11 protein-coding genes are annotated in these 13998 nt (G+C 60.7%); 3 read left to right on the forward strand and 8 right to left on the reverse strand.

Going from position 1 to position 13998, the window contains the following annotated elements:
- Positions 1–46: 46 nt before the first annotated feature.
- Genes efeO (H045_RS07600) through efeU form a run of 4 tightly spaced genes read right to left on the reverse strand, consistent with a single transcriptional unit; the run spans position 47 to position 4258 of the window.
- Positions 47–865: an iron uptake system protein EfeO gene (gene efeO / locus H045_RS07600; protein WP_015371929.1), complete on the reverse strand. Its 819-nt coding sequence runs from the start codon at positions 863–865 to the stop codon at positions 47–49.
- A 16-nt stretch (positions 866–881) separates the two neighbouring features.
- Complete coding sequence (gene efeB, locus H045_RS07605; RefSeq protein WP_015371930.1) at positions 882–2186, reverse strand: iron uptake transporter deferrochelatase/peroxidase subunit; 1305 nt, start codon at positions 2184–2186, stop codon at positions 882–884.
- A gap of 13 nt (positions 2187–2199) precedes the next feature.
- Positions 2200–3402, reverse strand: coding sequence for an iron uptake system protein EfeO (gene efeO, locus H045_RS07610; RefSeq protein WP_015371931.1), 1203 nt, complete (start codon positions 3400–3402; stop codon positions 2200–2202).
- Positions 3403–3412: 10 nt separating this feature from the next.
- Entirely contained in the window at positions 3413–4258 is an 846-nt protein-coding gene (gene efeU / locus H045_RS07615; RefSeq protein ID WP_015371932.1) for an iron uptake transporter permease EfeU, read from the reverse strand.
- A gap of 168 nt (positions 4259–4426) precedes the next feature.
- Here efeU and H045_RS07620 point away from each other — a divergent pair, with 168 nt between their 5' ends.
- The 3 genes from H045_RS07620 (at position 4427) to H045_RS25025 (ending at position 7218) form a co-directional block, all read left to right on the forward strand.
- Complete coding sequence (locus tag H045_RS07620; RefSeq protein ID WP_003234923.1) at positions 4427–5452, forward strand: AraC family transcriptional regulator; 1026 nt, start codon at positions 4427–4429, stop codon at positions 5450–5452.
- A 108-nt stretch (positions 5453–5560) separates the two neighbouring features.
- Positions 5561–6541: an IS5 family transposase gene (locus H045_RS07625; RefSeq protein WP_015371933.1), complete on the forward strand. Its 981-nt coding sequence runs from the start codon at positions 5561–5563 to the stop codon at positions 6539–6541.
- A gap of 293 nt (positions 6542–6834) precedes the next feature.
- Positions 6835–7218, forward strand: coding sequence for a hypothetical protein (locus tag H045_RS25025; protein WP_141687617.1), 384 nt, complete (start codon positions 6835–6837; stop codon positions 7216–7218).
- 53 nt (positions 7219–7271) lie between these two features.
- Here H045_RS25025 and H045_RS07630 read toward each other — a convergent pair whose 3' ends face one another.
- From H045_RS07630 to mexE, 4 genes are all read right to left on the reverse strand, one after another.
- Entirely contained in the window at positions 7272–7796 is a 525-nt protein-coding gene (locus tag H045_RS07630) for a hypothetical protein (RefSeq protein WP_003234925.1), read from the reverse strand.
- 208 nt (positions 7797–8004) lie between these two features.
- Positions 8005–9420, reverse strand: a complete 1416-nt coding sequence (locus H045_RS07635) for an efflux transporter outer membrane subunit (protein ID WP_003234927.1) — start codon at positions 9418–9420, stop codon at positions 8005–8007.
- Entirely contained in the window at positions 9417–12596 is a 3180-nt protein-coding gene (locus H045_RS07640; protein ID WP_003234928.1) for an efflux RND transporter permease subunit, read from the reverse strand. Before H045_RS07640 ends, H045_RS07635 begins: the two co-directional genes overlap by 4 nt.
- 15 nt (positions 12597–12611) lie before the next feature.
- On the reverse strand, positions 12612–13853 hold the full coding sequence (mexE, locus tag H045_RS07645) for a multidrug efflux RND transporter periplasmic adaptor subunit MexE (RefSeq protein WP_003234929.1): 1242 nt from the start codon (positions 13851–13853) through the stop codon (positions 12612–12614).
- Positions 13854–13998 lie beyond the last annotated feature (145 nt).

The raw sequence follows: 13998 nt of genomic DNA on the forward strand, positions 1-13998 counted from the left end.
AGACCCAGGTCCTTCACAGGGCCTGGGTCTTTTTGTATCGCAGGGTTTAGTTCAAACCCAACTTGCCCCGCAACGTCGACAAGTCTTCGGCCAACGTATTGACCGGACCCACCATGGCCTTGCGGTCGTTTTCCTTGACCTTGTCGTAGGTCTGGAAGCCACCGTCCGGCGTTTTGTATTTGGCGAGGATCTTGTCCACCGTCGCGAAATTCTTGTCGACCTTGGCCAGGAACGCCTTGTCCTGTTTGTCGATCTGGCCGCGGAACAGGTCGACGATTTTCTTCGCGCCGTCGATGTTGCCCTGGAAGTCGTACAGGTCGGTGTGGCTGTAGCGATCTTCCTCACCGGAGATCTTGGTCGCGGCGACTTCTTCGAGCAGCGCGGCGGCACCACCGACGACTTTTTCCGGCGGGAAGGTCAGGCCGTCGACGCGGGTTTTCAGGTCATTGACATCGGTGTTGAGCTTGGCGGTCAGTGCTTCCAGGCCCTGGGTGCTGTTTTGCGAGAACAAGGCGTATTCGATGCGGTGAAAACCGGTGAAGTCTTCGGCGGTCACGCCTTTTTCGTGGTCGTCGACACGTGAGTCGATGGACGCATCCAGGTCGCTGAACAGTTCGGCAATCGGCTCGATGGACTCGTAATGCACGCGGGTCGGTGCATAGAGTTTTTTCGCCGTGGCCAGGTCGCCCTTGTTGATCGCCGTGGTAAACGCCTGGGTCTGAGTGACCAGCTCAGCGATTTCTTCGGTGACATAGATCTTGTAGTCCGACACCGGACCGACCAGGTCCAGCGGTGCGGTGGCGGCAAACGCGCTCAGCGGCGACAGGGTCATCAGCAGCGACAGCGCAATAATCGACTTCTTCATGGAACGCTCCGGTGTTTTAGGTATTGGCAGTGGTTTGAGGGGGCGTTGCCGCCAGCAGCGTGCGCCCGATAAAGTCCTTGGGCCCGGTGACGCCCGGCAAGGTGAAGAAATACCCGCCGCCTACCGGCTTGAGGTACTCCTCCAGAGGCTCGCCATTGAGTCGGGTCTGCACGCTGATAAAGCCTTTTTCCAAGTCAGCTTGATAGCAGATGAACAGCAACCCCATGTCCAGCTGACCGTTTTTGTTGACACCGTTGGAGTAGTTGAACGGCCGGCGCAGGATCAGGTTGGCTTGGGTCTGCGGGGTGCGCGGGTTGGCCAGGCGGATGTGCGCATCGAGTTTGGTCAGCTTGCCTTCCGGGTCTTTGCTGTAGTCCGGCACTTGGGATTCGCTGTGGCCACCCATGGGGGCACCGGTGGGTTTGACACGGCCGATGATGCTTTCCTGTTCCTGCAGCGGCGTGCGGTCCCAGCGTTCGACGAAGTTGCGGATGATGCGCACCGCCTGGTAACTGCCATGAGCGGCCCAGGCCGGCTCATCACTGCCGGGCTGGACCCAGACGACCTGGTCCATGGCCTTGGCATTGTTGGAGTCGGGATTGGCCGAACCATCGCGAAAACCGAGAAAGTTGCGTGCGCTCTGCGCCGGTTCGCCGGGTTTGGCCGGCGCCTGGGGCGGCACGCTGCCTTCCTGTTTCCAACGCACCAGCAGCAGGTCGGGCAGGTTCTTCACGATGTCGCGCAGGGCATGGATATTGGTGTCCGGCGTGTTGGAGCAGAACTGCAGGCTCAGGTCGCCATGGCACTGCGCCGGCTCCAGCGCATCGTTGGGGAAACCGACCATTCGGCTCAGCCGCTTGGGCTTGACCGCTGCGAGGCCGAAGCGCTCGTCGAACAACGACTCGCCGACCGATACGGTGACGGTCAAGTTGTCCGGCGTGACCACCGGGCCAAGGATGCCGGAATCGGTGGGCGGCAGCTTCGGGTCAACCTGGGGCACGGCGCCGCCGGTCATCAGGAAGCTGATGCGCTCGTTGAGGGTGCGAAACAGCCGCTCCAGGTCTTCGCGGTCACTGGCCAATACATCGAACGCCACCAGCATGCCGCAGGCCGGGCGTGGAGTGACGATGCCGCTCTGGTGCGTGCCGAAAAAATCGTGGTGGTCCTGGGTCTTGTCACTGCGCGGTGCCGTGGCGACCTGTTCGGCCGCCGCTGCCATCGCCGGACAGCTCAGGCTGCTGCCGGCAATCGCGGCACCGGTGGCGGCCATGCCCAGCAGGACACGGCGGCGTTGTACGGAAAACTGCTCTGAATCACTCATCTATGCGTTCGTCTCACTGCAGGCCGGAAAGGCCAAGGGCGGGGTCGATTCCATCGAGTGTGGCGGCCAGTGCCTTGGCCTTGTCGGCGATCTGCTTGCGCTGATCAACGGTGATGCTGTCGTAGCGGGCGTAACCGTTATCCCCCTTGAACCCCTGGAGTTCGCTGTCGAAGGCGGCGAGGGCGCTGTCGATAGTCGGCAGCAGGCCGGCGGCGGATTTGCTCAGCAGAGGGCGCATCAGCTCGACCACTTTGTGCGCGACCTGGAGGTTGGCAGCAAATCCGTTGAGGTCGATATGGCTGTAGCGTTCTTCTTCACCGCTGGCCGCGCGCACGTCCGCCAGGCTGTTGAGGTTGCGCACCACAATGCTCACCAACTGCTCCGGCGGCAGGGACTGGGCCAGCAACTGCTGCTTGAGGGCGGTAACGTCGTTGACCAGACGCTGGGCAATCGGCGCCAGCCCGTCGAGGCTGTGCTGCTGAAACAGGCCGTACTCCAGGCGATGGAAGCCGATAAAAGCCGGATCCTGCTCGCGGTGTTCGAAGTAGTCGGCGCGGGCGTTGATCGCGTTGTCCAGTTCGGCCAATCGCTGAGCGGCCGGCGCCAGGCGTTGGTAGGCCTCGCGGGCCGGTACATACAGCGCCTGCGCCTGGCCCAGATCGCCGGCGTCGATGGCGTGTTGCAGCGCTGTTGTCGTCTTGACCAGCGCGCTGCCTTGCCCGCTCAGGTACACGCGGAACTCCGACAATGGGCCTATAAAGGCCACCATCGACGGTTTGGCCTTGGCCTGGGCGTCGGATTCGGCGGTCGGCGTGACATGCAGGGTGCCGCGCGGGTTGCTTAGCAGCCCGCAGGTGATCGCGTAATCGCCGGGCAGCAGGTTAGCGTTGATCACCTGGCTCAGGCCCGGCGCGATGTTCTCGCGCTCCTCGACCACCAGCACACCGTCGAGGATTTCCCACTCCACGGCGCGATCCGAACGGTTGACGATGCGAAAGCTCGCACGTCCTGCCGGCACGCTCAGCGCATTGGGCTCGCAGGCATGATCGTGAATGGTCACGGTGATTTCATTGTGGTTGGCCTGGCGTTTGCTCGCGGCCAATTGCGAGGCGTAGTAGAACAAACCACCAGCGGCGATCATCACGACCACCGAGCCCGCCACGGCCCAGCGCAAGGCGCGGGACGGCGGGGCGGGTTGAGGCGTTGGGCTGGACAAGAGACGGTCCTTACTGGCTGGAAGCGGAAGAAGGTTGAGCGACAGGCGCAGCGGGTGATGCGGGCAGGAAAAACATCACCAGCGCCACCACCAGGTAAATCAGGTAGGCGCCGAGGGTGCTCACGGTCGGCGCTTCCTGATAGCCGAACATCCCGGCCAGCACCGAGCCCAGCGGGCTGTCCATCGGCAGCGCGCTGCTGAAATCGAACAGCACGGTTTGCAGGTGGTTCCACACACCGGCTTCATGCAGGGCCTGCACCGAGTTGGCGAGAATGCCGGCGGCCACCACCAGGATGAACAGGCCGGTCCAGCGGAAGAACGCGCCGAGGTTCAAGCGCATGCTGCCACTGTAGATCAGGAAACCGACGATGATCGCCAGGATCAGGCCGAGCAGCGCACCGATCGGCGCGCCGGGGCCTTCGCTCTGCTGGAACACTGCCAGCAGGAAAAACACGGTTTCCAGGCCTTCGCGGGCCACGGCGAAAAACACCATCAGGATCAAGGCCGTGACCTGGTGCCGCGAACCTGCCAGGGCGTGATCGAGGGAGGCGTGCAGCGAGTGTTTGATCGAACGCGCCACCTTGCGCATCCAGAACACCATCGAGCTGAGGATACCCACGGCGACCAGTCCGACGATGCCTTCGAACAATTCCTGCTGCTTTTGCGGAAATTCCGCGCTGACCAATTCCAGTCCACCGCCCACCAGCAAGGCCAGCGCAGCGGCGAGGAACACCCCGATCCACACCGCCGGCATCCACTGGCCGCGGCCGGTCTGCTGCAGGTAACTGGCGATAATGCCAACGATCAACGCGGCCTCAATGCCTTCGCGCAGCATGATGAGAAAGGGGACAAGCATTCGGCACCACAGGGTAATTAGATAGGGTGCTAAGTTGTAACATAATGATACTCATTGCTAAACAGGAAATGTTGACGTTTGCTGAACCCCGGCTGAACGGTGGTGGCAAAGCGCAAGCGCCCTTATGATGCTCGCCATCTTCAGCTTGATCGGATTGCCCCGCAGCCCATGTCGGAAAAAGACACCATCTCCGTCCACCTCGTGCGCGAGGCTCTGCTGCAGAGCTGCGCGCCGGGCGTGGCCACGCTTGAGGCCCTGAGCAAGGTCGGCATCGACCCGGCGTTGCTGGGGCAGCCACTTGCCCGCGTTCCCGCCACGGCCTATGCGCGCCTGTGGCGTCTGCTCGCGCGGCGCAGCGACGATGAGTTCTTCGGCATGGACCCGCGCACGCTCAAATCCGGCAGCCTGGCGTTTCTGTGTCGCGCGTGCATGGCACAGCCCAGCCTCGCCGCCGGGTTGGAGACGGGCCTCGGGTTTCTGTCGTTGATGCTGGAATGCCTGCCGGCGCAGTTGGTGCGCCAGCAGAGCCTGGCGGAAATCGTCCTGCTCGAACCCGAGTCCTCGCCCAGGCGAGCGTTTACCTATTTCACCTACTGGATGATCGTGCACGGCGTGGCCTGCTGGCTGGCCGGGCGGCGTATCCCGATTCTGGCCATCGAACTGCGCTGCCCGCAGCCAGATTTTTGCGATGACTACCGGGTGATGTTTTCCGACAACCTGCGCTTTGACCGGCCGCGAACGCGCATGATTTTCGCAGCCGACTGTCTCGATCTGCCGATCAAGCGCAGCCCGCAGGAACTGCAGCGTTTTCTGGCGCATGCGCCGGCCAATATCCTGGTCAAATACCGCGACCCGCAAAGCCTGGCCACCCGCATCAAGCACGACCTGCGCCAGCTGCCCCCCGACACCTGGCCGGAAACCGACGGCCTTGCAGCCTCGCTGTGCGTCTCTGCGTCGACCCTGCGACGCCGCCTGGCTGAAGAAGGGCAGACCTACCAGGGCCTCAAGGACAACGTGCGTAAAGAATTGGCCATCGTATGGCTGGCTGAACCGCAGATCAGCTTTGCCGAGATTGCCGCGCGGTTGGGATTTGCAGACACCAGTTCCTTTTATAAAGCCTTTCGTAAATGGTCAGGATCAAATCCTGGCCATTATCGAAGTTTGATCCTGAATGAAATAATGCCTGACAAGTAGTGCCCGTGCGGGACTAGGACGTCGCTGACAGCGTCCTTCTTTTAGGGATTCTCCGAACAAGTCCGCAAATGTGATGAAATGTGCCTGACCACCTGATCCGAGCCGCCCATGAGCCAGATGAGCTTTTCCGATTTCGAATACGCCGGAAAACGTAAGCAGACACGCCGCGAACGCTTCCTCGCCGAGATGGATCAAGTCGTGCCTTGGACAGACCTGCTGGGGCTGATCGAGCCGTTCTACCCCAAGGCCGGCGGTGGCAGAAAACCGTATCCGCTGGAAACCATGCTGCGCATCCATCTGTTGCAGAACTGGTTCTCCCTGAGCGACCCGGCCATGGAAGAAGCGCTCTACGAAATCACGCCCATGCGCCAATTCGCACGCCTGACGTTGAGCGCGCCGATCCCGGAAGACACTACGATCATGAACTTCCGGCACTTGCTGGAGCAGCATCAACTCGCACCTGCGATCCTCGCGGTCATCAACGCTTATTTACAAGAAAAAGGCCTGTCGCTGCGTCAAGGCACTATCGTTGATGCCACCATTATTCATGCCCCCAGTTCCACCAAGAACGAGGAAGGCAAGCGCGATCCCGAGATGCATCAGACCAGGAAAGGTAATCAGTATTTCTTCGGAATGAAGGCCCATATTGGCGCTGATGTCGAGTCCGGCCTGGTTCATCACGTTCATGGCACCGCCGCCAATGTGGCCGATGTCACACAGGTCGCCGAACTATTGCATGGCGAAGAAAACGCGGTGTATGCGGACGCTGGATACACCGGTGTCGAGAAGCGTGAAGAGCATGAAAATCGTGAAGTTATCTGGCAAATCGCAGCCCGCCGCAGCACCTATTCCAGGTTGAATAAACGCAGCCTGCTGTACAAAGCCAAGCGCAAGATCGAGTACTGCAAAGCTCAGACACGGGCCAAGGTTGAGCATCCGTTTCGGGTGATCAAGCGGCAGTTTGGTTACGTTAAAGTGCGCTTTCGTGGGCTGATGAAAAACACAGCTCAGTTGACCACGCTGTTCGCCCTGTCAAACCTGTGGATGGCTCGAAAACAGCTGATGGGTATGGGCGAGTTGCGTGTTTAACACGGAAGAGCAGACGAAATAGCCCTCAATACACGAAGCATCGGTCGTTTTTTGGCAAATAGCGCTGCGTCCCGAGGAAATTTGGACTTGCCGCCGCCGCGTGGCAAGTTGATCGGAGCTTCCTTAGGTATGACAGAGCGTTCCTTAGTGTTTTTAGGAAGCGGCTGGCTTACGTCGCATAAAAAGTCGTGCACAGTTTTCGTCACGGTCCTACCCAGTGGCTGAGACGTGCAGTTCAATCCTGAGTAATGCGCCGTAAACATAAAGCACATTAAACTTGCCAGGGTGAACTTATGAAAGGTTTTATTGCGTGGCCTGTTGCGGCGTTGATGTTCGTTTCTGTTCAGGTGTCGGCGCTGTGTTTGAATATTTCGGAGAGTTATACCGGGGTTGTACCATCTGATACCGAGGGCACTGCTTTCGGGCCTTTCACAATAGCGGGGGATAATGGCTGCCTAAATGCAAATATATCGGCAATGGTTTCTGCGGGTGGTGCCGGTAGAGCGCCGGAAATTTATATTCAGCAAGCCGTGGGGGCCACCTGGAAGATAGTAGCGGGCAATCCATTGTCGGCGAATGCGTCGTGGGTAGGCCCCTTTGGCACTTATCGCGTGGTATTGAGAAATCCCGACGCTGCGCCCAAGTCCTATTCAGGTACAGTCAGGTACGGTCGCTGAGCGTCTGCGGGCCACAGCGTACCGTAGCGTCGGTACACTGTGGCAGGCGGCCGTTATACATATTCATCAACCGATAGGTCATCTCTCGAAGAATTCACAAAATACGCCAATGCATTAATGGCGCGATTAGCGTCGAGCATGCCTTGTATGTATTCAGGAACTCCCTGTGATCTCCCGACATTTGGGTTGCTTTTAACAAACGAGAGATAATCCTCCAGCTGCTCATCGAATAATGCCAGTGCATTATATTTAACGTGCGTATTCGCTTGGCGACCTTGCGCATCAAAACCGCCGTCCCCGGATATGAAAATACCGAAAGCATTTGTGTCGATTACGCCACTTTCATATAACCGTCTCCCCACCACTTTAAGCTCATCGGTACTGATCGACGTCATGTCGTAATCCTTCAGAAACGCCTTCAGCTCCGCAATCTGATCCTGTTGCGACAACTTCAGTTCGTCAGCGGCTTTGGCTTCCTCAGTAAAGGTGTACACATTCGTGGTCTTGGTCGGGTTCTTGATCAAAAAACCGTCTGATTGCTTTGACAGTGTATTGGGTATTGTCAGCATCATGTCCATCTGCGTCGCCTCGCGGGAATTGACTGTACATACCGTTATCGACACTCCTGTGACCCACATTAAGTTGATTGTTTAATTTGAGAAGTGTCTGACAGAAGTTATAACTTGCCACGTAGCTTCTTTCTCAAACCCAAAAAAAGGCCCCGTGACCGAATGGACCACGGGGCCAAAATTGGCTGGATGCGACCAACCAAAGGAGCTCTTTACATTACTTCGCGGTCGCGATGACCGTATTCGGCTGCCAGCCACCGCCCAACGCCTTGTAGATCGCCACGATGCCGCGATACAGGTCCACTTCGGCCTGAGCCTGGGCGTCTTCGGCGGCCAGGCGTTCGCGTTGGGCATCAAGCAATACCAAAAAGTCCACGGTGCCTTCGCGATAACGAATCGCCGCGAGGTCGGCGGCGGCGCGGCTGGATTCACTCTGACGGATCAACGACAGCAGGCGCTGTTGGCGTTTGCCGTAATCACTGAAAGCATTTTCCGATTCTTCCAACGCCAGCAGCACCTGTTGCTCATAGGTCGCCAGCGCGCCATCGGCCTCGGCGTCCGCGCCGCGCAAGCGCGCACGCACGCTGCCCAGGTCGAACGCCGCCCAGGTAATGCTCGGGCCGAGCGCCCAGGCATTGGCTGCCGACGAGCCGATCTGCGAACCGCGCCCGGCGGTAAAGCCGAGGAAGCCGCTGAGGCTCACCCGTGGGAACAGGTCGGCCTTGGCCACGCCGATGCGGGCGGTGGCGGCGGCCAGCTTGCGCTCGGCGCTGAGGATGTCCGGACGCCGTTGCAGCAGTTGCCCCGGGTCGCCAATCGGCAGCGCTTTGGCAATCGCGGGCAGGTCTTTGGGGCTCAGGTCGACGCTGAGCTTGTCCGGGCGCTGGCCGAGCAGGGTGGCGATGCGGTTGCGCTCGCGCACCTGTTCGGCCTGCAGTTGCGGCACGCTGGCTTCCACCGAGGCCAGACGTGCGTCGGCGCGCTCCACATCGAGCTGGTCGCCCACGCCGGCATCGCGCAGGCTTACGGTGATGCTGCGTGAATCCTGCTGGTTCTTCAGGTTGTCCAAGGCAATACGCTCGCGCAGTTGCGCACCGCGCAGCTGGCCGTAGGCATCCACCAGTTCGGCAATCATGCTCACTTGCAACTGGTAAAGGTCGGCCTCGGCCGCTTGCTGGTCGGCGTCGCTGGCCTCCAGGTTGCGCTGGATGCGGCCGAACAGGTCCAGCTCCCAGGCCATGTCCAGGCCCAGGTCATAGCGCTCGCTGTTGACCCGCCGGGTGGTCTGGCCAGGGATCTGCCCTTTGGCCAAATCACTGCTGGCGCGACTGGTGATGGTTGGCATGGCGTCATTGCTGGCGTCATCACGAATCGCCCGGGCCGCCCGCAGACGGGCAAACGCCACGCGCAGGTCACGGTTGCCTTGCAGCGATTGAGTGACCAACTGATTGAGCGTCGGGTCCTCGAACTGCTGCCACCAGATGCCTTCAAATTTGGCGTGATCGTATTGTTTTGCATCCGCGGCAGCGGTGATGTTCGCCGCCTCCGGGGTCTGGGTTTTGTAGTCCGGGCCGACGGCACACGCGGCGAGCGCCAATACCAGCAGGCTCGGCAGGAAGATTTTCACGCTCATGGCTGTGTCTCCAGCTTCAAGGCCTTGGCCGCTTTGCGCGCCTGGCTGCGCTCCACATAGCGACGAATGAGTACGTAGAACACCGGCGTCAGCAACAGGCCGAAGAAAGTCACCCCGATCATCCCGGAGAACACCGCCACGCCCATGGCATGGCGCATCTCGGCACCGGCACCGCTGGACAGCACCAGGGGCACCACACCCATGATGAAAGCGAACGAGGTCATCAGGATCGGCCGCAGACGCAGGCGGCAGGCTTCGAGTACCGCAGCCAGCGGATCAAGCCCCTCCGCCTGTTTGTCCTTGGCGAATTCGACGATCAGAATCGCGTTCTTGCACGCCAGGCCCACCAGTACGATCAAACCGATCTGGGTAAAGATGTTGTTGTCGCTGCCCGAGATGATCACCCCGGTGATCGCCGACAACAGGGTCATCGGCACGATCAGGATCACCGCCAGTGGCAGGCTCCAGCTTTCGTACTGGGCGGCCAGCACCAGGAACGCCAGCAGCACGCAGAGCGGGAACACGAACAACGCAGTGTTGCCCGAAAGGATCTGCTGATAGGTCAGGTCGGTCCACTCGTAGGTCATGCCGTTGGGCAGCTCATCCTTCAGCAGTTTTTCAATCGCCGCCTGGGCCTGGCCGGAGCTGTAGCCCGGTGCGGCGTTGCCGTTGATCTCCGCAGTGATAAAGCCGTTGTAGTGCATCACGCGGTCGGGCCCCGAGGTGTCGCTGACCTTGATGAAGGTCGCCAGCGGGATCATCTCGCCCTTGTTGTTGCGCACTTTCAGCTGGCCGATCTGGTCTTCGTCCTGGCGGAACTGTTGTTCAGCCTGCACGTTGACCTGATAGGTGCGGCCAAAGCGGTTGAAATCGTTGGCGTACAACGAGCCCAGGTAGATCTGCAGGGTGTCGAAGATGTCGCTGATCGCCACGCCGTGGGTCTTGGCTTTTTCGCGGTCGATGGCGGCATCGACCTGGGGCACGTTCACCGTGTAGCTGGTAAACAGACCAAACAGCTCCGGCACGCCACGGCTCTTGGCAATGATGTTCTGCACTTCCTTGTACAGCTCGTCGTAACCCAGGTTGCCACGGTCTTCGACCTGCAGGCGGAAGCCCCCGATGGTGCCCAGGCCTTGCACCGGCGGCGGCGGGAAGATCGCCATATAGGCTTCCTGGATGCCGGCGTACTGGCCGTTCAAGGCACCGGCAATCGCACCGGCGGACAGGCTCGCGTCTTTGCGCTCATCGAACGGCTTCAAGGTCACGAACACGATGCCGTTGTTCGGGCTGTTGGTAAAACCGTTGATCGACAGGCCCGGGAAGGCAATGGCGCTTTCCACGCCCGGCTGTTTCAAGGCGATGTCGGACATGCGCTTGATCACCGCTTCAGTGCGGTCCAGGCTCGCGGCGTCCGGCAGTTGCGCGAAGGCCACCAGGTATTGCTTGTCCTGGGCCGGCACGAAACCGGTGGGGGTGTGGGCGAAGCCGAACCAGGTCAGCACCATCAACCCGGCATACAGGAACAGCGCGATACCGCTGCCGCGAATCACTCGGCGTACGGTGCCGACGTAGCCATGGCTGGCTTTCTCGAAGAAGCGGTTGAACGGACGGAACAACCAGCCGCCGAACAGCTTGTCGAGCACCCTGGAGAAGCGGTCCTTCGGCGCGTCATGGCTGCGCAGCAACACGGCGGCCAGGGCTGGGGACAGGGTCAGCGAGTTGAACGCCGAGATCACCGTGGAAATCGCAATGGTCAGGGCGAACTGCTTGTAGAACTGCCCGGTCAAGCCGCTGATGAACGCCGCCGGAATGAACACCGCACACAGCACCAGCGCGGTGGCGATGATCGGACCGGTCACTTCGCTCATGGCCTTTTCAGTGGCCGGGAAGGGGTCCAGCCCCAGCTCGATATTGCGCTCGACGTTCTCCACCACCACGATGGCGTCGTCCACCACGATACCAATGGCCAACACCAGGCCGAACAGCGACAGCGCATTGAGCGAAAAGCCGAACAGGTGCATCACCGCAAAGGTTCCGATCAACGACACCGGCACCGCCACCAGCGGAATGATCGACGCACGCCAGGTCTGCAGGAACAGGATCACCACCAGCACGACCAGAATCAGCGCTTCGAACAGGGTGTGCACCACCGCCTCGATGGAGCCGCGCACGAACACCGTCGGGTCGTAGGCGATGCGGTAATCCATGCCTTCGGGGAAGCTCTTTTTCAGCTCCGCCATCTTGGCGCGCACTTCATTGGAGATGTCGATGGCGTTGGAGCCAGGGCGCTGGAAGATCGGGATCGCCACCGCCGGCTGATTGTCGATCAGCGAGCGCAGGGCATATTGGCTGGAGCCCAGTTCAACCCGAGCGACGTCCTTGAGACGGGTGATCTCGCCGTTGTCACCGGCGCGGATCACGATGTTCTCGAACTCTTCTTCAGTGACCAAACGACCCTGAGTATTCACCGACAGCTGGAAGCTGGTGTCGGTGGGCGCAGGCTGCGCGCCCAGGGCACCGGCCGCGACCTGGCGGTTCTGCTCGCGAATCGCCGTCACCACGTCGGTGGCCGTCAGGTTGCGCGAGGCGGTCTTGTTCGGGTCCAGCCAGACACGCAGGGAGTAGTCGCCCATGCCGAACAGCTGCACATCGCCGACGCCGCCCAGCCGGGCCAGTTCGTCCTTGATATTGAGGATCGCGTAGTTGGACAGGTAGAGCATGTCGTAGCGCTGATCGGGCGAGGTGACGTGCACCACCATGGTCAGGTCCGGGGAGGCCTTGTCCACGGTGATGCCAATGCGCGTCACTTCCTCGGGCAGCTTGGGCTGGGTGCGCGTCACGCGGTTCTGCACCTGCACCTGCGCGTTGTCCAGGTCAGTGCCCAGGGCGAAGGTGATGGTCAGGGTCAGCTTGCCGTCAGCGGTGGATTGCGAGGACATGTACAGCATGTTCTCGACGCCGGTGATTGCCTGTTCCAAAGGCGCGGCCACGGTTTCACCGATGACCTTGGGGTTGGCGCCGGGGAAGTTGGCGCGTACCACTACGGTGGGCGGCACCACTTCCGGGTATTCGCTGATCGGCAATTGAAACAGCGAGATTGCACCCGCGATCAGGATCAACAGCGAAAGTACCGCTGCGAAGATCGGCCGCGAAATGAAGAACTTGGAAAAATTCATCTTGAGTCGTATCCCTTAACCGCGTGGAGTCGCGACAGCGGCGAGCTTGGGCGCAGTTTTTGCCGGCGCTACCTGTTCAAGGTTGCTGGCTTCAAGCGCTTGTCGTTGTTGGGCGAGGGCGGCGAGGGTTTCCTGGCTGGCCATCGGGATGGTCTCCGGGGAAACCGGCGTACCCGGGCGCACGCGCTGCAGGCCTTTAACCACAATGGTGTCGTCCTTGCCCAGGCCGTTGCGCACGATGCGCAGGCCTTCGATCTTCGGCCCCAGTTCCACCGCGCGATAGGCAGGTTTGTCACCTTCCATCACCAGCACGAACTTCTTGCCAAGGTCTGTGCCAACGGCTTCGTCGTTGATCAGCACGGCCGAATAGGTGCCGCTGCCCACCAGCTTGAGGCGGGCATACAGACCAGGGGTGTATTCGCCCTTGCTGTTATCGAACACGGCGCGCCCGCGAATGGTGCCGGTGGCCGGGTTGACCTGGTTGTCGACGAAGTTCATCTGGCCCAGGTGCGGGTTGCCGGTTTCATTGGACAGGCCCAGGTACACCGGGGTGGTCGCGCCACGGCGGCCCTGGCGCGCCAGCTCGGTGTACTTGAGGTACACGCGTTCGTCAGCGTCGAAGTAGGCGTATACCTTGTCGGTGGAAACCACGCTGGTCAGCGCGGTGGTGTCGGCCGTCACCAGGTTGCCGGCGGTGATCTCGGCGCGGCTGACCCGGCCGCTGATCGGCGAGGTCACGCGAGTAAAGCTCAGGTTCAGTTTGGCCAGGTCCAACTGCGCCTGGATCCCGGCAACGGCGGCGCGGGCTTCCTGGGCGGCGGTGGTGCGCGAGTCGGCCAGCTCGGCGGAAATCGCATTGCTCTGGCGCAGACGATCACCGCGCTGGGCTTCGTTATCGCTGCGGCTCGCGGCAGCCTTCGTCTGTTGCAACTGGGCTTCAAGCTGGCGCACTTGCGCCTGGAACGGGCGAGGATCGATCTGGAACAGCAGGTCGCCTTTCTTGACCAAAGCGCCTTCGGTAAAAGCGACTTGATCAATCTGGCCAGAGACCCGAGGACGAATCTGCACGGTTTCCGGCGCTTCGAGACGGCCGGTGAATTCATCCCATTCGTTGACCGGTTGCTCCAGCACCTTGGCCACGCTGACTTTCGCCGGGGGCATGGCGGCGGCCTGTTCGGGGGTCTTGCCGCAGGCGCTCATCACCACCACGGCCAATATCGCCAGGGGGAAGCGCAAGTGTTTGAGTGACTGTTCCATGAGGTGCATCCGCCAATGTATTTGAGATGGGCGGATCATGCGCGGGGTGGGGGTATGTCACGAATCGAATGAGGCGAAGGTGACTATCATTCGGAATGATATAAGCAAGGTGGGTGTGGGTGATGGTTGGGGCGTGGAGGCATCT

Origin of the sequence: Pseudomonas poae RE*1-1-14, from assembly GCF_000336465.1 — a bacterium.
Lineage (GTDB): Bacteria > Pseudomonadota > Gammaproteobacteria > Pseudomonadales > Pseudomonadaceae > Aquipseudomonas > Aquipseudomonas poae.